Origin of the sequence: Caenispirillum bisanense, assembly GCF_900230255.1 — a bacterium.
Lineage (GTDB): Bacteria > Pseudomonadota > Alphaproteobacteria > Rhodospirillales > Rhodospirillaceae > Caenispirillum > Caenispirillum bisanense_A.
Map to the genome: position 1 here is coordinate 436457 of NZ_OCNJ01000003.1, position 18992 is coordinate 455448.

An 18992-nucleotide genomic window follows, 5' to 3' on the forward strand; every position below is an offset into this window, starting at 1 on the left:
AAAGTGTAATAGGCTTGGGATTCTAGGTCTTTTGACGCTATTGTGTCACCCATGCCGATCAGGGTCGGCATGGCGGGCAGGAAGAGCATGACCACCGTACTCCTCGTCGAGGACAATCAGGTATTCGCGCAGTTGATCCGCGGATTGCTGACCTGTGCCCAGGGACTGGGCTTCACGGTCCTGCATGCGCGGACCCTGGCGGATGCCCACGACCGTCTGGCGGAGACGTCGGTGGATGCCGTGCTGCTCGACCTCGGCCTGCCCGACAGCGGCGGCATCGACACGGTCAAGCGCATGGTGGCCCTCGCGCCCAGCCTGCCGGTGGTGGTGCTGACCGGCGTCGACGGCGAGGAGACGGCGACCCAGGCCCTGCGCGCCGGCGCCCAGGACTACCTGACGAAGAACGAACTCACCACCGACCGCCTGGCCCGCAGCCTGACCTATGCCATGGAGCGGCGGGCCCGCCTCAACGCCGCCCGCGACGCCGACGGCGGCCTGATGGAAGGGCTGCTCAACAGCATGGCGGCGGTGGTCTGCCTGCTGGATACACACCGCGACGCCCTCGGCACCGTCACCGATTTCATCTTCCGCCTCGGCAATGCCGCCTGTGGTGCCGTGCTCGGCCGGCATGCGCGCGAACTGGCCGGGCGGGGCCTGCGGGAATGCCTGCCGGCGCTGGTCGACGCCGGCGTGCTGGACCAGCTGCGGGTGGCGGAGGCGACGGGCGCTGCGCCCGACATCGAGGTGACGGTGACGCCGGCCGGCGGCGGCCTGCCGCTCCGGGTCCGCTTCACCGCCAGCCGCATCGACCACGGCGTCGCCCTGGTCGGGCAGGACATCACCGACGTCCACCAGCAGACGGAAGCCCTGAAGTCCGCCAAGGACCGGGCGGAGAAGGCCGACGAGGACAAGTCGGCGCTGCTGCGCGCGCTGAGCCACGAGGTGCGGACGCCGCTCAATACCATCCGCGGCTTCGCCGAGATGATCACCTCGGAGATCCAGGGGCCGCTTCCGCATCCGCAGTACAAGGGCTACGTCGACCACATCCACAAGGCTGCCGAGGCGCTCGTCCAGATCGTCGACGGCATGCTCGACATGAGCCGCCTGCAGGCCATGGGGCGGCGCGAGAGCGGTTATTCCCACCTCATCGACCTGGCGCCGGACTGCATCGCGGTCTGTTGCGACGGCCGCATCGAACTGGTGAATCCCGCCGGCGCCGACATGCTGGGCCTGGCCGACCCCGAGGCGGCGGTGGGGCGCATGTTCAAGGAATTCGTGGCGCCGCACTACCGCCCCATCGTCGAGCACGGCCTCGACATCCTGGTGCGCGAACGCTCCCGCGTGCCCATGAAGATGGTGCGCGAGGACGGCCTGCCGGTGGACGCCGAAGTCGCCGCCACGCCCTTCGAGACCGAGGACGGCAAGCCGGCCGTCATGCTGGTCGCCCGCGACGTCACCGAGCGGCAGCGCGCCACCCGCGCCATCGTCCAGCGCGAGGAACGGCTGCGCAAGATCATGGAGACCATGGTCGACGCCCTGGTCATCATCGACAGCCGCGGCATCATCGAGACCTTCAACCGCGCCGCCGAGCGTATCTTCGGTTACAAGCCGCAGGAAGTGGTCGGCCGTTCGGTGAACATGCTGATGCCGGCCCACATCGGCGCCCAGCACGACGGCTTCATCCGCAGCTACATCAGTACGGGCGCGAGCCGCGTCGTCGGCATGGGGCGCGTGGTGGAAGGGCGCCGCAAGGACGGCTCCACCTTCCCCATGGAACTGGCCCTGTCGGAGCTGTTGCTCGGCGAATCGCGCCTGTTCATCGGCGTGCTGCGCGACATCACCGAGCGCCGGGCGCAGGAGGAGCGGCTGCGCTACCTCGCCACCCGCGACCACCTGACCGGCCTGCCCAACCGCGCGCTGTTCCAGGATCGGTTGGAGCAGGCGGTGGCAGCGGCCGACGACGAGGGCCACCACGTCGCCATCCTGTTCATCGACCTCGACCATTTCAAGAACATCAACGACACCCTCGGCCACCCCATGGGCGACCGCGTCCTGCAGGCGGTGGGGCGGCGGCTGGAGGCGGCGGTGCGGCCGGGCGATACGGTGGCGCACCTGTCCGGCGACGAGTTCACGGTAATCCTGAGCCGCGTCGGAGGCCCGACGGAGGCCTCCGCCATCGCCGACACGCTGCTCGACCGCCTCGCCGAACCCTTCGAAATCGAGGGACGGGAGATCTACACCTCGGGCTCCATCGGCATCGTCATGTACCCGGAAAACTCCGAGGACATCGCGAACCTGCTGAAGCACGTCGATACGGCGGTGAACTTCGCCAAGAAGCAGGGCCGTAACAACTTCCAGTTCTACACCGAGAAGCTCTCGGCCGACATGGTGCGTCGCCTGCAGGTGGAGAACGGCCTGCGCCGCGCCCTGGAACGCCAGGAACTGGAAGTCCACTACCAGGCCAAGGTCAGCCTCGCGAGCGAGGAGATCATCGGCTGCGAGGCTCTGCTGCGCTGGAAGTCCGCCGACCTCGGCTTCGTGTCGCCGGTCGAGTTCATTCCGGTGGCGGAAGAGACGGGCCTCATCGTGCCCATCGGCGAATGGGTGCTGAAGCAGTCGCTGCGTCAGCTGGACCTGTGGATGCAGGCCGGCCTGCCGCCCATCCGCGTCGGCGTCAACCTGTCGGCCCGCCAGTTCCGCGAGCCTCAGCTGGCGGCCAAGATCATGCTGGCGCTGGAAGAGGCGGGCGTCGGGGCCGAACTGCTGGAGCTGGAACTTACCGAGTCCATGCTGGTGGAAAACGCCGACGAGGCCATTCAGGCCCTGTGGGCGCTGAAGGGCCTCGGCATCACGCTGTCCATCGACGACTTCGGCACCGGCTATTCGTCGCTCAGCTACCTGAAGCGCTTCCCCATCGACGAGCTGAAGATCGACCGCTCCTTCGTCAAGGACATCCCCGACAGCGCCGACGACATGTCCATCACCAAAGCGATCATCTCCATGGCACGCTCGCTGGAGATGAAGCTGGTGGCGGAAGGCATCGAAACGCGCGATCAGGCGGCCTTCCTGCGCGACAACGGCTGCCACACGGGGCAGGGCTACCTGTTCGCCAAGCCGCTGCCGCCCGACGGCTTCCTGCAGCTGTTCACGGCGCAGAAGCAGCTCGCCTCCAACGACGATCTGCCGCTGGCAGCCCTCGGCGAGTAGCCGGGCAGGGCCGCGCCGGACTGCGTCACAGGTGCCAGACGAGGCGCCCGGTGGGCAGCACCAGATTGCGCCACATGCCCTTGATGTCGGCGATGATCCCGCCGGGGCTCACCAGCCGGTCGAACACATCCGACGAGAAGCCCTTGTAGGCGTCGTGCGGTACGGCGCCGATGAGCGCATCGTAGCCCCTGAGGCCGTCGAGGCTGCGCTTCAGCTCGATCTGGTAGTAGCGCGCCGCCTCGTCGGTGTCGGCCAGCGGGTCGTGGACGTCGACCAGATGCCCCTTGGCGCGCAGCTTCTGCACGATGTCGACCACGCGGGTGTTGCGCAGGTCGGGCACGTTCTCCTTGAAGGTCAGGCCGAGCACCAGGACGCGGGCGTTCTCTTTCTCCGGTCCCATGTGGTCCATGACGCGGTCGGCGATGTAGTGGCCCATGGCGTCGTTGACCTTGCGGCCCGACAGGATGATCTCCGGGTGGTGGCCGAGCTGGCTGGCGCATTCGGCCAGGTAGAAGGGGTCGACGCCGATGCAATGGCCGCCGACCAGGCCCGGCTGGAACTTGAGGAAGTTCCACTTGGTGGCGCTGGCTTCCAGCACGTCGTGGATGGACAGGCCCATGCGCTGGAAGATCATGGTGATTTCGTTGATGAAGGCGATGTTGATGTCGCGCTGGGCGTTCTCGATCACCTTGGCCGCCTCGGCCGCCTTGATGGACGCCGCGCGGAACACGCCGCCGGTGGTGACGCTGCCGTAGACCTGCGCCAGTTGCTCGGTCACTTCGGGCGTCTGGCCGGCGATCACCTTGGTGATGCGCTCCACCGTGTGCTCGCGGTCGCCGGGGTTGATGCGCTCCGGGCTGTAGCCGAGAAAGAAGTCGCGGCCGCACACGAGGCCGGAGAAGCGCTCCAGCAGCGGGCCGCACAGGTCTTCGGTGACGCCGGGGTAGACGGTGCTCTCGAACACCACCGTGGCGCCGGGCTCCAGCACCTCGCCGACCGTGCGGCAGGCCTTGCGGACGGGCTCCAGGTCCGGCTTGTTCCACTGGTCGACGGGCGTCGGCACGGTGACGATGTACATGTCGCTGCCGCGCATGTCCTCGGCATCGGTGGTCGACCGCAGGGTGGTGGCGCGCATGGCCTCGTCGTCCACTTCGCGCGTGCGGTCGTGGCCGGCCTGCAGTTCGGCGACGCGGCGGCCGTCGATGTCGAAGCCGACCGTCGCCGGGACGTGGCGGGCGATGGCGACCGCGAGCGGCAGCCCCACATAGCCGAGGCCGATGACGGAGATCTTGCTGATCGCGGACATGCGCGCTTCCCCTGGATGCCGTTGCACGAGGTGGACCCGGTGTAGCACCCGCCCCTGGGGCGGCCTATTCCGCTTGGGTGGGTACGCCGCGGGGGTTAAGCCGCTTCGTCTTCATCCGGGAGAGTGCGCGACGCCTCCGCATGGATGAGGCGCCGGCCCCCTCGGCGGCGGGCGGTTTGGCGCTGGACGCGGGCATTTCCAGAGGGTTGACTGAAGATCGATCCAACGAGGGGAACCTGCATGAGCTGGTATTGCGACGTCGCGCCGAACGATCCGTTCCACGCGCCCTACCACGACGGCGAGTACGGCTTCCCCGTTTCCGACGACCGGGTGTTGTTCGAGCGCCTGTCGCTGGAGGTCTTCCAGGCCGGCCTGTCGTGGCTGCTGGTGCTGAAGAAGCGGGCGGCCTTGAACGCCGCCTTCGCCGACTTCGACCCGGTGAAGGTGGCGGCTTTCGACGACACGGACCGGGAGCGCCTGCTGGCCGACGCCGGCATCATCCGCAACCGCCTGAAGATCGACGCCACCATCGAGAACGCCCGCCGGCTGTTGGTGATCCAGGCCGAGCACGGCAGCTTCGCCGCCTGGATCGACACGCATCACCCCCTGCCGAAGGAGGACTGGGTGAAGCTGTTCCGCAAGACCTTCAAGTTCATGGGCGGCGAGGTGGTGAACGAGTTCCTCATGAGCACCGGCTGGCTGCCCGGCGCCCATCGCCCGGACTGCCCGGTCATGGAGCGCATCCGGGAGGCGGGTCCGGCGTGGGGGCGGGTGGAGGGGTGAACCACCAAGACACCAAGACACCAAGGCGACCGAGCGGGGCGGCAGGCCCACGGGCTTCAAGCCCCCGTCTCATCATTGCCGGCGGCGCGACTCAGGCGGAGGCGCAACCTGCACGGCCTCTTGGTGTCTTGGTGTCTTGGTGGTTCAACAACCGCCGCGAACCCATTGAAAAAGGCCGGAACCTCCCGGGCTCCGGCCTTGCGCCTTTGCGGCGTCCTTGTTCGGCGCGGTGCGCCGGCCGCTGTCGCGGCGTCCTCCCTAAACCTGAGCCGTTGCAGCCCTTGTTCGAACGAGATGGAAGATATGAAATTTTCAGGCGTGTGTCACCCTGAAATCGACATGAAATGACCATACCTCTTCAGGGGTAGACGCATCATTGCGCGAGCGGGTGTCGGCTCGGCTCTCGCAGGTAGGCGAACGGGGGTGCGGCGAAGGCGGGGACGACGATCCAGGGCGAGCCCGAAGAGGCAAGGGGCGGGGCCTCCGTCGTCGCGGGTTGCGGGGGCGCCGCCGCAACCCTTCCTTAAGGGAGCGCCACGCAGACTGGCGCGGACGGTTCCGGATTGAAGGGGTGACGACGATGGCGCGTGGCGGGATGAGGGCGACGCTCGCGGTGCTCGCAGGACTCGCGCTGCCGGTGGGGGCCGCCGGTGCGGCGGAGGTGACCGTCACCGAGGACGGGCCGCTGCGCATCACCATCACGCCGCTCGACTGTTCCCGCATCGACCAGGGCATCGCCTACCGCCAGCCGCCGGGCGTCGAGTACCAGCCGGGCGTCGACGCGCGGGGGCGGGCGGTGGCGCCGGCCGACGTCGGCGGCGGCTACAATATCGACCTGCCGGAGGAGATTTCCTTCTACCTCTCCCTCGACCTGGCGGAACGGCTGCAGGAGCGGGTGCCCGAGGCGGCGCGCGGTGCCATCAAGGCCGAGACGGTGCTGGGCGCCGTCACCATCTACCAGGGGCAGGCCTACTGGAACGGCGAGCCCATGGAACCCTCCGTCCAGCGCGAACTGCGGGAGGCCTGCCGCACGCTTGAGGCGCAACGGCAGGCGGCGCGGCAGCGTTCGATGCAGCGCTGACCGCCCGCATTTCCGCCCCATTGGGGGTCTGGAGTGAGGGTGCCGCGTGCTGTTGCCCCGGGGCAGGGCGCGCGGTAGAGTGCGGCCCAGCCTGCCCGGCCGAGTCCTTCGGTCGCGCCTTCCCATTGCCATCCGAGGATTGCATGCGTCTGTCCCGCTATTTCCTGCCGACGCTCAAGGAGACCCCGTCCGAGGCGCAGATCGTCTCGCACCGCCTGATGCTGCGCGCCGGCATGATCCGCCAGCACGCCGCCGGCATCTACAACTGGCTGCCGCTCGGCTACCGGGTGCTGCGCAAGGTGGAGCAGATCGTGCGCGAGGAACAGGACGCCGCCGGCGCCCAGGAAGTCCTCATGCCGACCATCCAGTCGGCCGACCTGTGGCGCGAGAGCGGCCGCTACGACGACTACGGCAAGGAGATGCTGCGCATCACCGACCGCCACGGGCGCGACATGCTCTACGGCCCGACCCACGAGGAAGTGGTGACGGACATCTTCCGCAACAACGTGCGCAGTTACAAGAACCTGCCGGCCAACCTCTACCAGATCCACTGGAAGTTCCGCGACGAAGTGCGGCCCCGGTTCGGCGTCATGCGCGGCCGGGAGTTCCTGATGAAGGACAACTATTCCTTCGACCTGAGCAAGGAAGACGCCCGCAAGTCCTACAACCGCATGTTCGTCGCCTACCTGCGCACCTTCGCTCGCATGGGGCTGAAGGCCATCCCCATGCAGGCCGACACCGGCCCCATCGGCGGCGACCTCAGCCACGAGTTCATCGTGCTGGCCGAAACCGGCGAGTCCGGCGTCTATGTCGACAACGCCCTGCTGCAGAAGCCCATCCCGGAAAACGTCGACTACGACGGCGACCTGCAGCCCATCGTCGACGAGTGGACCAGCCTGTTCGCCGCCACCGACGAGAAGTACGACCCCGAGAAGGACGAGAAGCCGGCCGGCGACGTGGTGAACGCGCGCGGCATCGAGGTCGGGCACATCTTCTACTTCGGCACCAAGTACTCCAAGCCCATGGGCGCCGTGGTCACCGGCCCCGACGGTGACGAGGTGGTGGTGCACATGGGCAGCTACGGCATCGGCGTCTCCCGCCTGCTCGGCGCCATCATCGAGGCGAGCCACGACGACGCCGGCATCATCTGGCCGGAGAGCGTGGCGCCCTACACGGTCGGCCTCATCAACCTGAAGGCCGGCGACGCCGCCTGCACCAAGACCTGCGACGACCTCTACGCGGCGCTGAACGCCGCCGGCGTCGAGGTGCTGTACGACGACCGCGACGAGCGGGCCGGCGCCAAGTTCGCCGACATGGACCTGATCGGCGTGCCGTGGCAGGTCATCGTCGGGCCGAAGGGCGTGGCGGCCGGCATCGCCGAGATCAAGAACCGCAAGACCGGCGAACGCAGCGAACTGCCGCTCGACGCCGTGGTCTCCCGCTTCGCCGGGTGAGTGGACTCTTGAACCACCAAGACACAAAGACACCAAGGGCGCCGTGCCACCGGCCGCCCGGAAGGCTCGTGACGATCACACATCTGCCTTCGTGTCTTGGTGTCTTGGTGGTTCCACTTCCCGTCGGTGCGGCTGAATAAGGACAGGCATGGTGTTTTCCGCCTTCGAACGGATGATGGCGTTCCGCTACCTGCGGGCGCGGCGGCGCGAGGGCTTCGTGTCCGTCATCGCCGGGTTTTCGCTGCTCGGCATCGCGCTGGGCGTCGCCACCCTCATCATCGTCATGGCGGTGATGAACGGCTTCCGCCAGGAGCTGCTCACCCGCATCCTCGGCCTCAACGGCCATGTGACGGTGTTCTCCAACGGCCCCAACTTCTTCGACTACGAAGGCGCGGCCGGCGAGATCCGGGGCCTGCCCGGCGTGGTGGCCGTGACACCCATGATCGAGGGCCAGGTCATGGCGACCGCCAACGGCCAGTCGGGCGGCGCCATCGTGCGCGGCGCGGCCATGGAGAACCTGGCCCAGCGCAAGATCATCGCCGACAACATCGTGCAGGGCTCGCTCGCCGACCTCGGTGACGAGAAGATCCTCATCGGCCAGCGCATGGCGGAAAAGTACGGCCTGCGCCTCGGCGACAAGCTGTCGCTCATCAGCCCAAAGGGCAACGTGACCGCCTTCGGCACCGTACCGCGGGTGCGCGGCTACGAGGTGGGCGCCATCTTCAACGTCGGCATGTACGAATACGACAGCAGCTTCGTGTTCATGCCGCTGGCGGCGGCGCAAGTGTACTTCCAGCAGCCGGAGGCGGTGACCCACCTCGAGGTGGTGCTCGACAACGCCGACCGCACCGAAAGCGCCATGGCGGCCATCGCCGGCGAGCTCGGCCCCGGGTACCGGCTGTTCGACTGGCGGCGCACCAACTCCAGCTTCTTCAATGCGCTGCAGGTGGAGCGGAACGTCATGTTCCTGATCCTGACGCTCATCATCCTGGTGGCCGCCTTCAACATCATTTCCGGCCTTATCATGCTGGTGAAGGACAAGGGGCGCGACATCGCCATCCTGCGCACCATGGGCGCCTCGCGCGGGTCGGTGATGCGGATCTTCTTCATGGCCGGCGCCTCGGTGGGCGTGGCGGGGACGCTGGGCGGCCTCGGCCTCGGCGTCGCCTTCGCAGCCAACATCGAGGAAATCCGCCAGTTCCTGCAGAGCCTGACCGGCACCGAGCTGTTCTCGGCCGAGATCTACTTCCTCGCCCACATGCCGGCGGAGATGGACTGGAACGAGGTGCTGTCGGTGGTGCTCATGGCCCTCGGCCTGTCGTTTGGCGCCACCATCTACCCGAGCTGGCGCGCCGCGCGCCTCGATCCCGTGGAGGCCCTGCGCTATGAGTGACCCCGCACTGCGCCTGGCGGAGGTCCGCCGCAGCTTCAAGCAGGGCGGCGAGACGCTGGAGGTCCTGCGCGGCATCGACCTCAGCATCGCCAAGGGCGAGATCGTGGCGCTGGTCGGCCCGTCGGGCTCCGGCAAGTCCACCATGCTGCAGATCTGCGGCCTGCTGGAAAAGCCGAGCAGCGGCTCCGTCGCCATCGCCGGCACCGAGGCCGGGCGCCTGTCCGACGACAAGCGCACGGCCCTGCGGCGCAGCCACCTCGGCTTCGTCTACCAGTACCACCACCTGCTGCCGGAGTTCTCGGCCGTGGAGAACGTGGTGATCCCGCAGATGATCGCCGGCGTCTCCCGCGGCAAGGCGAAAGAACGGGCGATGATGCTGCTCGACGGCATGGGCCTCGCCAAGCGGGCGAGCCACCGGCCGGCGGAGCTGTCGGGCGGCGAGCAGCAGCGCGTCGCCATCTGCCGCGCGCTCGCCAACCGGCCCAAGCTGCTGCTGGCGGACGAGCCGACGGGCAACCTCGATCCGCACACCTCCGACCACGTGTTCGGCGGCTTTCTTCATCTGGTGCGTGAAGAAGGGCTCGCGGCCCTCATCGCCACCCACAACCCCGATCTCGCGGCCCGCATGGACCGCACGGTGCGGCTGAACGACGGCCGCCTGACCTGATCGGGCGACGGCCATCCGGCCCCTGAAACGACGACGGCGCGGGAGTTTCCTCCCGCGCCGTTTTCGCATTCAGCGGACGTCGGTCCGCCGGTCCCGGTCTCAGCCGCGGCTGTTCATGGGCACGAAGTCGCGCTTGGTGTGGCCGGTGTAGAGCTGACGCGGACGGCCGATCTTCTGGTGCGGGTCCTCGATCATCTCGTTCCACTGGGCGATCCAGCCGGTCGTGCGGGCGAGCGCGAACAGGCAGGTGAACATGCTCACCGGGATGCCCATGGCGCGGAAGATGATGCCCGAGTAGAAGTCGACGTTCGGGTACAGCTTCTTCTCGACGAAGTATTCGTCCTCGAGGGCGATCTTCTCGAGTTCCATGGCGATCTCGAGCAGCGGCTCGTTGTGGACGCCGAGCTCGTCGAGAACCTCGTGGCAGGTCTTCGACATGATCTTGGCGCGCGGGTCGTAGTTCTTGTAGACGCGGTGGCCGAAGCCCATCAGACGGAACGGATCGTTCTTGTCCTTGGCGCGCTTCACGAACTCGGGGATGTTCTTCTTGTCGCCGATTTCGGTCAGCATCTTCAGCACGGCTTCGTTGGCGCCGCCGTGGGCAGGGCCCCACAGCGAGGCGATGCCGGCCGCGATGCAGGCGAACGGGTTGGCACCCGACGAACCGGCCAGGCGGACGGTGGAGGTCGAGGCGTTCTGCTCGTGGTCGGCGTGCAGGATGAGGATGCGGTCCATGGCACGCGACAGCACCGGGTTGTCCACGTACTCCTCGCAGGGGGTCGCGAACATCAGGCGCAGGAAGTCGGCGGCGTAGCGCAGGTCGTTCTTCGGGTACATGAACGGCTGGCCGACCGAGTACTTGTACGCCCAGGCCGCGATGGTCGGCATCTTGGCGATCAGGCGGTAGCTGGCCACCATGCGGTGGTGCGGGTCGTTGATGTCGAGCGAGTCGTGGTAGAAGGCCGACAGCGCGCCGACGACGCCGCACATGACGGCCATCGGGTGGGCGTCGCGACGGAAGCCCGAGTAGAACTTCGTCAGCTGCTCGTGCACCATGGTGTGGTGCGTGATGTCGAACTCGAACTTGGTCTTCTGCTGTTCGTTGGGCAGTTCACCCTTCAGCAGCAGGTAGGCGACTTCCATGAAGTCGCAGTTCTCGGCGAGGTCTTCGATGGCATAGCCGCGGTGCAGCAGAATGCCGTTGTCGCCGTCGATGTAGGTGATCTTCGATTCGCACGAACCCGTCGAGGTGAAGCCCGGGTCGTAGGTGAACATGCCGGTGTCGGCATAGAACTTGCGAATGTCGACGACGTCCGGTCCCGTCGAACCCTGCATGACGGGGAAGTCGTACGTCTTGCCCGTCTTGTGGTCGGTTACCGTGACCGAGTTATTCTTGCCGGCATCAGTCATCTTGTTCTCCGTTCGAAGATTTTTCCCTGTAACACGTATCGGCTGTCACCGCTTCTGACGGCCCTGTTCTACTGCTTGGTGTCCACGGCATCGCGAATGCGCGCCAGGGAGTCGTCACGCCCCAGGATCTCCATCACTTCGAAGATCGGCGGCGAGACGGTCGAGCCGGACAGCGCGGCCCGGAGGGGTTGGGCGACCTTGCCGAGCTTGAGGCCCTGGCTTTCCGCCGTGCGGCGGGCGTGGTCCTCGAGGGCGGCGGCGGTCCAGTCCAGGCCGTCCAGCTCGGGCAGCATGGTGCGCAGGAGGTCGCGGCCGCCGTCGGCGAGGATCTTCTCCGCCTTCTCGTCGATGGGCAGCGGCCGGGCGCGGAACAGGAAGGCGGCGCCGTCGGCCATTTCCACCAGAGTCTTGGCGCGCGGCTTCAGGTCCTTCATGGCGCGGGCGAGCAGGCCGCGCTGGGCGTCGGTGAGCGTCAGGCCGTGATTGTCCGCCAGGAAGCCGGCGACCAGATCGGTCAGACGGGCGTCGTCGGCCTCGCGGATGTAGTGGCCGTTCAGGTTGTGCAGCTTGTCAAGGTCCATACGCGACGGCGAGCGGCCGACGTCGACGATGTCGAACCATTCGATCGCCTTGTCGGTCGGAATGATCTCCTCGTCGCCGTGACCCCAGCCGAGCCGCAGCAGGTAGTTGCGCATGGCCTCCGGCAGGATGCCCATGTCGCGGTAGGCCTCGACGCCCAGCGCCCCGTGGCGCTTGGACAGCTTGGCGCCGTCCTGGCCGTGGATGAGGGGGATGTGGGCGAACTTCGGCGCCGTCCAGCCCATGGCCTGATAGAGCTGGTACTGGCGGAAGGTGTTGGTGAGGTGGTCGTCGCCGCGGATGATGTGGGTGATGCCCATGTCATGGTCGTCCACCACCACCGACAGCATGTAGGTCGGCGTGCCGTCGGCGCGCAGCAGCACCATGTCGTCGAGCTGGCTGTTGGCGACGTGCACCTCGCCCTGCACCAGGTCGGGGATCACGGTGGAGCCGTCCTGTGGCATCTTCAGGCGGATGACGCCGGGCACGCCCGCCGGCGCCTCGGCCGGGTCGCGGTCGCGCCAGCGGCCGTCGTAGCGGATGGGCTGGCCGGCGGCGCGCTGCTCGGCGCGCATGGCGTCCAGTTCTTCCGGCGAGGCATAGCAATAGTAAGCCTTGCCCTCGGCCAGCAGCTGGCGGGCGACCTCGGCATGGCGGTCGGCGCGGGCGAACTGGTGCACCGGCTCCTCGTCCCAATCCAGCCCCAGCCATTCCAGGCCCTGGAAGATCTTCGCCGTGGCGTCTTCGGTGGAGCGGGCGCGATCGGTATCCTCGATGCGCAGCAGGAACTTGCCGCCCGTGTGGCGGGCGTACAGCCAGTTGAACAGCGCGGTGCGCGCGCCGCCGATGTGCAGGTACCCCGTGGGGGACGGGGCGAATCGGGTTACGACCGTCATGAATCCGCTTTCCGGCCTATTCTTTAGAGTTGGCGGACCCGACCCGCACCGCTGGGGAAAGCGGGCGGTTTCTGCCGGGCGCGCGTCCTTGTATCATACTCCTTGCGCGCTTGCAGCATGAGGAATGCGGTGGACGCCACCGACGTCTTGCCCCTGCGGCCGGCACCGGCCGCCGAGGCATTCTCAGATAAACGAAAAGGGCGCGCCCTGGCAACGGCTTGGCGCGGGTTGTTGCCGTCGCCCGCGAACGATCTGGCGGCCGATCGCGACCGCTGGGTGCTGTGGCTGCCGCCGGCTTTCGGAACGGGTGCGGCGGCCTATTTCCTCCTGCCGGCCGAGCCACCCCTGTGGGTAGGGCCGAGCGGGGTGGGCGCCGCGCTCGCGCTGACGGCGCTGGCGTGGCGGGCGGCACCGGCTTTCGTCGCCCTGCTGCTCGGGCTGCTGGCGGTCGCCGGCGGCTTCACGGCGGGGCAGGTGCGCAGCGAGCTGGTGGCCGCGCCCGTGCTGCCGCAGCAGATCGGCCCCGTCACCGTCACCGGCGAGGTGCGGCTGGTGGAGGACAAGGGCGGATCGCTGCGGGTGACGCTGGCCCCGACCTCGGTGGAACGCCTGTCGCCGGCGCGGGTGCCAGCCACCGTGCGCCTCACCCTGCGCGGCGACGGGCCGGAGCCGAAGCCGGGCCAGATGCTCCGCCTGCGCGCCGTGCTCATGCCGCCGCCGGCGCCGAGCGCACCGGGCGCCTTCGACTTTCCGCGGCACGCCTGGTTCCAGCGCCTGGGCGCGGTCGGCTACACGGTCGCCCCGGCGGAAGTGCTGCCCGGGCCGCCGGCCGGCGGCTTCGCCGTGGCGGTGGAAACCTTGCGCGATACGGTCACCCGCCGGATCCGTGCCGCGGTCGGCGGTATCGAGGGTGAGATCGCCGCTGCCCTCGTCACCGGCGCCCGCGCCGCCATTCCCGAGGCGACGCTGGAGGCGTGGCGCGACTCCGGCCTCGCCCATCTGCTGTCCATCTCCGGCCTGCACATGACGCTGGCGGCTGGCCTGGTGTTCGTCGGCGTGCGCACGGTGCTGGCGGCGATCCCGGCCGTCGCGCTGCGGTGGGACGTGAAGAAGGCGACCGCCGCCGTGGCGCTGGCGGCCGCGGCCTTCTACGTGGTGCTGTCCGGTGCTGCGGTGCCGAGCCAGCGCGCCTTCGTCATGACCGCCATCGTGCTGCTGGCCGTTCTCGCCGACCGCACGGCCATTTCCCTGCGCACGCTCGCCTGGGCCGCCATGGTGGTGCTGCTGACCCAGCCCGAGGCGCTGATGGGGCCGAGTTTCCAGATGTCCTTCGCCGCGGTGACGGCGCTGGTCGCCGGCTACGAGTTGGTGGCGCCGCGGCTGTCGGCGTGGCGGGGCAGGGGGTGCTGCCGCTGGCTGCGGACGGCCGGCGTCTACGTCGCCGGCGGCGTCGCCTCGACGGTGCTGGCCTCGGTGGCGACGGCGCCCTTCGCCGCCTATCACTTCAACACCGTCGCCAGCTACTCGCTGGCCGCCAACCTGGCGGTCATGCCGGTGGTGAGCGTCGCCGTCATGCCGGCCGCCATCGTCGGGCTGCTGCTCATGCCGCTCGGGCTGGAGGGCCTGCCCTTCATGGTCATGGGCTACGGCCTCGCCGCCGTGAACGCCGTCGCCGAGACGGTGGCCTCCTGGCCCGGCAGCGCGTGGCCGGTGCCGGTGCTGCCGCCGTGGGGGCTGGCCGCCGTCACCCTGGGCGGCCTGTGGTTGTGCCTGTGGCGGCGGCCGTGGCGGCTGGCGGGGCTGGTGGTGGCTGGCGTCGCCATGTCGAGTGCGTGGTGGAGCCCGGGACCCGACATCATGGTCAACGACGAGGGCACCGTCATGGCGGTGCGCGGCCCCGGCGGCGGGCTCATCCTGTCGCCGGGCCGCAGCGACGGCTTCGCCCGCGACCTGTGGCAGGAGCGCTTCGGCGCCCCCGACCCGATCCCCTGGCCGCGCAGCGGCGCATCGACCGGTCCGGCGGTGCCCTTCACCCTGGACAGCCCGCCGCACCTCGCCTGCGACGGCATGGGCTGCATCTACAAGGCCCGCGGCCTGTCGGTGGCCCTGGTCAACCGCCCCGATGCGCTGCCAGAGGATTGCTGGGCCGCCGACGTGCTGGTGGCGACGGTGCCCGTCGGGCGGTGGTGCGATCAGGCGCTTGCCGTGATCGACCGCTGGGACCTGAAAGACAGGGGCGCCCACGCCATCTGGCTCGGCCCTCGCCCGCGCGTCGAGACGGTGGCCGAAACCATGGGCGACCGGCCGTGGTCCCCGTTCCATCGCTGGCGTCAGCGGCAAGCGGAGGGCGAGGGCGGCCCGTGAGCCGCTCCAGGGCGTGTCAGTACTGCCGCAGCAGGCCGACCAGACGGCCCTGGATCTGCACCCGGTCGGGGCCGAAGACGCGCGTCTCGTACTTGGCGTTGGCCGGTTCGAGCGCGATGGAGGAGCCCTTGCGGCGCAGGCGCTTCAGCGTCGCTTCCTGGCTGTCGACCAGGGCCACGACGATGGAGCCGTTCTCGGCCGTCTCGCAGCGGCGGATGATGACGGTGTCGCCGTCCAGGATGCCGGCCTCGATCATGGAATCGCCTTCCACCGTCAGGGCGTAGTGCTCGCCGCCGGTGATGAGGCTGCCGGGCACCGGCACGGTGGCGGTGGTGTCGCGCAGCGCCTCGATGGGCGTTCCGGCGGCGATCTTGCCGTAGAGCGGCAGGTCGACGGGCTCGCCGGCGCCGGCGGTCATGCCGGGCATGGGGGCGAAGTGGCCCTTGATGACGTTGGGGTGGAACGGGGTCCGCGGCTCCGCCGGCGCGGCGGCAGCAGCCTCGGCGAAGGCCGGGTGCGCGGCCGGCGCGGGCGCCTCCACCTTGGTCCCGGTCACGTTCTCGGGCAGGCGCAGCACTTCGAGGGCACGGGCGCGGTGCGGCAGGCGGCGGATGAAGCCGCGTTCCTCGAGCCCGGTGATGAGACGGTGGATGCCCGACTTGGACTTGAGGTCCAGCGCATCCTTCATCTCGTCGAAACTCGGGGAGACGCCGGTGGCGCGCAGCCGTTTCTCGATGAACATCAAGAGTTCGTACTGCTTCCTCGTCAGCATGGACGCGACTCCCCGGTAAGGCGGCGGCTGGAAATGGTCTGGGAACAAAGACGAAACGATCTTTGGTTGTTCTAGTTTGGTTCGCCGCCTGTCGTCAAGGGAAAAACCGGGGAAAACTGCCGACTCGGCAGAATTCGAAGAGAGCCGAAGGGGTCTAGTCGGCCGTCCAGGTGCCCGACTTGCCGCCGCTCTTGCTCACGACTCGCACGTCGGTGATGCGCATGCCGCGGTCGACGGCCTTGCACATGTCGTAGACGGTCAGCGCCGCCACCGACACGGCGGTCAGCGCCTCCATCTCGACGCCGGTGCGGCCCTTGAGCTTGCAGGTGGCGGTGATCTCCACCGCGTCGTCGCCGAGCATCAGGTCGACGGTGACCTTGGTCAGCGCCAGCGGGTGGCACAGCGGAATGAGGTCCGGCGTGCGCTTGGCGCCCATGATGCCGGCCAGCTGCGCCACGGCCAGCACGTCGCCCTTCTTCACCCCGTGGCCGGCGATGAGCGCCGCCGTCTCCGGCTGCATGAGCACCCGCCCCTTGGCGACCGCCACCCGCTCCGTCTCCGCCTTGTCGGAAACGTCGACCATGACGGCGTTGCCGGCCTCGTCGAAGTGGGTGAAGTCGGCCATGGGATCAGGCCTCGACGGGGGCGAGCAGGGCGCGCGTCGCCGCCGCCACGTCGGGCTGCTTCATCAGGCTTTCGCCGATGAGGAAGCGGCGGGCGCCGGTGCGGGTCATGCGGGCGAGGTCGTGGTTGGTCTTCAGGCCGCTCTCGGCCACCAGCACGCGCCCGGGCGGCAGCATGGGGGCGAGGCGCTCGGTGACGGCCAGGTCGATCTCGAGGGTCTTCAGGTTGCGGTTGTTCACGCCGAGCAGCGGCGAGCGCAGGGTCGCCAGCGCCCGCTCCATTTCGCCTTCGTCATGAACTTCGATGAGCACATCGAGTCCGTAACGATCGGCGGCGTCTTCCAGCTCGGCGGCCTGGGCGTCGGACAGGGCGGCCATGATGACGAGGATGCAGTCGGCGCCGATGGCGCGCGCCTCGGCCACCTGGTAGGGGTCGACCAGGAAGTCCTTGCGCAGGACGGGCAGGGCGCAGGCGCCGCGCGCCAGGGCAACGAAGGTGTCGTCGCCCTGGAAATACTGCCGGTCGGTCAGCACCGACAGGCAGGTCGCCCCTCCGGCCTCGTAGGCGGCGGCGAGCGCCGCCGGGTCGAAGTCGGGCCGGATGAGGCCCGCCGAGGGCGAGGCCTTCTTGATCTCGCAGATGAGCGCGAGGCGGCCTTCGGCGACGGTGCGGTCCAGTGCGGCGGCGAAACCGCGGGCCGGTGCCTGCTCCGCCGCGGCGGCCTCCACCGCGGACAGCGGGCGGGCGGCGCGGGCGGCGGCCACTTCCTCGCGCTTGGTGGCGAGGATCTTCTGCAGCACGTCAGACACCGGCCGTCTCCGTTTCCGTCTGGTCTTCACCGTTGGTGATGCGGATCATGTGGGCGAGCGTTGCCGCCGCCTTGCCGCTGTCGAGCGCCGCGGCGGCCAGCGTCACGCCCTCGCGCAGGTCGGCGGCACGGTCGGCCACAACCAGGGCGGCGGCGGCGTTGAGCAGCACGATGTCGCGATAGGCGCCCGGTCGGCCGGCCAGCACGTCGCGGATGGCGGCGGCGTTGGTCTCGGCGTCGCCGCCCTTCAACTGGTCCATGGTGGTGCGCTTCAGGCCGGCATCTTCCGGCGTCACCTCGAAGGTGGTCACGGCGCCGTCGGCCAACTGGGCGACGAAGCTCGCGCCCGTCGTGGTCAGCTCGTCCAGTCCGTCGGAGCCGTGCACCACCCAGGCCTTCTCGCTGCCGAGGCGGGCCAGCACCTGGGCCAGCGGCTCCACCCACTGGTGGGCGAAGACGCCGAGCACCTGGCGCCGGGCATGCGCCGGGTTGGACAGCGGGCCGAGCAGGTTGAAGATGGTGCGGGTGCCGAGCTCGGTGCGCGTCGGACCGACGTGGCGCATGGCGGCGTGGTGGCGCGGCGCCATCATGAAGCCGATGCCGGCCTCGTGCATGGCCTTGACCACTCGCTCGTGCGGCGCGTCCAGGTCGACGCCGAGGGCGGCCAGCACGTCGGCGGAGCCCGACTTGGAACTGGCGGCGCGGTTGCCGTGCTTGGCGACGGGCACACCGCAGGCGGCCGCCACGATGGCGGCGCAGGTGGAGATGTTGTAGGTGCCCGAGCTGTCACCACCGGTGCCGCAGGTGTCCAGCGCCCGTGCGGGGGCGGGGATGCGGGTGGCCTTGGCGCGCATGATGCGGGCAGCGCCGGTGATTTCCTCGACCGTCTCGCCACGCACCCGTAGCGCCATGAGGAAGGCGCCGATCTGGCTCGGCGTGGCGGCGCCCGACATGATGACCTCGAACGCCCGCTCGGCGTCGGCCTCCGACAGGCTGGCGCCGGTGGCGACGGTCGCGATCACCTCTTTCATCAGGTCGGCGGACATCAGGCGGCCCTCCGCTCGGGCGCGCGGGCGCTGTCGAGGAAGTTGCGGAGGATCTGGTGGCCGTGCTGGCTCTCGATGCTTTCGGGGTGGAACTGCACGCCGTGGATGGGCAGGTCCTTGTGGCGCAGGCCCATGATGAGGCCGTCGTCGGTCCAGGCGGTGACGGCCAGGCTCTCGGGCAGATCGTCGCGGCGCACCACCAGGGAATGGTAGCGGGTGGCGCGGAAGGGGCTCGGCAGGCCGGCGAACACGCCCTCGCCCGTGTGGGTGATGTCGGAGACCTTGCCGTGCATGGGCTGCGGCGCGCGGATCACGGCGCCGCCGAAGGCCTGACCGATGGCCTGGTGGCCGAGGCAGACGCCAAACAGCGGCAGCTTCGCTTCCGCCGCCGCGGCGATGAGGTCGAGGCAGATGCCGGCGCGATCGGGATCGCAGGGGCCGGGCGACAGGATGATGCCCTGGGGCTGCAGCGCCAGCGCCTCGGCGACGCTCAGGGCGTCGTTGCGGCGCACCTCCACCGTGGCCCCCAGTTCGCCCAGGTAGTGCCACAGGTTGTAGGTGAAGCTGTCGTAGTTGTCGATCAACAGGTACATGCGCTCGCC

General features: G+C 69.0%; 15 protein-coding genes. 7 read left to right on the forward strand and 8 right to left on the reverse strand.

Features of this window, described 5'->3' with window-relative positions; translation table 11 throughout:
• Positions 1 to 87: 87 nt before the first annotated feature.
• The gene (locus CRP50_RS09225; protein ID WP_176525095.1) at positions 88 to 3207 is read left to right on the forward strand and encodes an EAL domain-containing protein; all 3120 of its coding nucleotides are present in this window, start codon (positions 88 to 90) and stop codon (positions 3205 to 3207) included.
• Between the two features lie 25 nt (positions 3208 to 3232).
• Here CRP50_RS09225 and CRP50_RS09230 read toward each other — a convergent pair whose 3' ends face one another.
• Positions 3233 to 4513 (reverse strand): nucleotide sugar dehydrogenase, encoded by a 1281-nt coding sequence (locus CRP50_RS09230; RefSeq protein ID WP_097278803.1) that lies wholly within the window; start codon positions 4511 to 4513, stop codon positions 3233 to 3235.
• Positions 4514 to 4753: 240 nt separating this feature from the next.
• On the opposite strand from CRP50_RS09230, the gene CRP50_RS09235 reads away from it, so the two are divergent.
• The 5 genes from CRP50_RS09235 to CRP50_RS09255 all read left to right on the forward strand — a co-directional run bounded on the left by CRP50_RS09235 (position 4754) and on the right by CRP50_RS09255 (position 9891).
• The gene (locus tag CRP50_RS09235; RefSeq protein ID WP_097278804.1) at positions 4754 to 5296 is read left to right on the forward strand and encodes a DNA-3-methyladenine glycosylase I; all 543 of its coding nucleotides are present in this window, start codon (positions 4754 to 4756) and stop codon (positions 5294 to 5296) included.
• A 613-nt stretch (positions 5297 to 5909) separates the two neighbouring features.
• Complete coding sequence (locus CRP50_RS09240; RefSeq protein ID WP_141415097.1) at positions 5910 to 6377, forward strand: hypothetical protein; 468 nt, start codon at positions 5910 to 5912, stop codon at positions 6375 to 6377.
• A 143-nt stretch (positions 6378 to 6520) separates the two neighbouring features.
• A complete protein-coding gene (gene proS, locus CRP50_RS09245) occupies positions 6521 to 7831 on the forward strand; it encodes a proline--tRNA ligase (RefSeq protein WP_097278808.1) in 1311 nt (436 codons plus the stop codon).
• 148 nt (positions 7832 to 7979) lie between these two features.
• Positions 7980 to 9224, forward strand: coding sequence for a lipoprotein-releasing ABC transporter permease subunit (locus CRP50_RS09250; RefSeq protein ID WP_097278810.1), 1245 nt, complete (start codon positions 7980 to 7982; stop codon positions 9222 to 9224).
• The gene (locus tag CRP50_RS09255; RefSeq protein ID WP_097278812.1) at positions 9217 to 9891 is read left to right on the forward strand and encodes an ABC transporter ATP-binding protein; all 675 of its coding nucleotides are present in this window, start codon (positions 9217 to 9219) and stop codon (positions 9889 to 9891) included. Before CRP50_RS09250 ends, CRP50_RS09255 begins: the two co-directional genes overlap by 8 nt.
• Positions 9892 to 9990: 99 nt before the next feature.
• Here the strand turns inward: CRP50_RS09255 and gltA are convergent, their stop codons facing one another.
• On the reverse strand, positions 9991 to 11301 hold the full coding sequence (gene gltA / locus CRP50_RS09260; protein ID WP_097278814.1) for a citrate synthase: 1311 nt from the start codon (positions 11299 to 11301) through the stop codon (positions 9991 to 9993).
• Between the two features lie 68 nt (positions 11302 to 11369).
• Positions 11370 to 12776 (reverse strand): glutamate--tRNA ligase, encoded by a 1407-nt coding sequence (gene gltX / locus CRP50_RS09265; RefSeq protein WP_097278816.1) that lies wholly within the window; start codon positions 12774 to 12776, stop codon positions 11370 to 11372.
• 231 nt (positions 12777 to 13007) lie between these two features.
• On the opposite strand from gltX, the gene CRP50_RS09270 reads away from it, so the two are divergent.
• Positions 13008 to 15140, forward strand: a complete 2133-nt coding sequence (locus tag CRP50_RS09270; protein ID WP_176525096.1) for a ComEC/Rec2 family competence protein — start codon at positions 13008 to 13010, stop codon at positions 15138 to 15140.
• Between the two features lie 16 nt (positions 15141 to 15156).
• Here CRP50_RS09270 and lexA read toward each other — a convergent pair whose 3' ends face one another.
• From lexA to CRP50_RS09295, 5 genes are all read right to left on the reverse strand, one after another.
• A complete protein-coding gene (lexA, locus tag CRP50_RS09275) occupies positions 15157 to 15912 on the reverse strand; it encodes a transcriptional repressor LexA (RefSeq protein ID WP_097278819.1) in 756 nt (251 codons plus the stop codon).
• Positions 15913 to 16066: 154 nt separating this feature from the next.
• A complete protein-coding gene (gene moaC, locus CRP50_RS09280; RefSeq protein ID WP_097278821.1) occupies positions 16067 to 16537 on the reverse strand; it encodes a cyclic pyranopterin monophosphate synthase MoaC in 471 nt (156 codons plus the stop codon).
• A gap of 4 nt (positions 16538 to 16541) precedes the next feature.
• The gene (gene trpC / locus CRP50_RS09285) at positions 16542 to 17345 is read right to left on the reverse strand and encodes an indole-3-glycerol phosphate synthase TrpC (RefSeq protein WP_097278822.1); all 804 of its coding nucleotides are present in this window, start codon (positions 17343 to 17345) and stop codon (positions 16542 to 16544) included.
• Positions 17338 to 18390, reverse strand: coding sequence for an anthranilate phosphoribosyltransferase (gene trpD / locus CRP50_RS09290; protein WP_097278824.1), 1053 nt, complete (start codon positions 18388 to 18390; stop codon positions 17338 to 17340). Before trpD ends, trpC begins: the two co-directional genes overlap by 8 nt.
• The gene (locus CRP50_RS09295; RefSeq protein ID WP_097278970.1) at positions 18390 to 18983 is read right to left on the reverse strand and encodes an anthranilate synthase component II; all 594 of its coding nucleotides are present in this window, start codon (positions 18981 to 18983) and stop codon (positions 18390 to 18392) included. The genes trpD and CRP50_RS09295 overlap by 1 nt, the downstream gene beginning before the upstream one ends.
• Between the last annotated feature and the right edge of the window lie 9 nt (positions 18984 to 18992).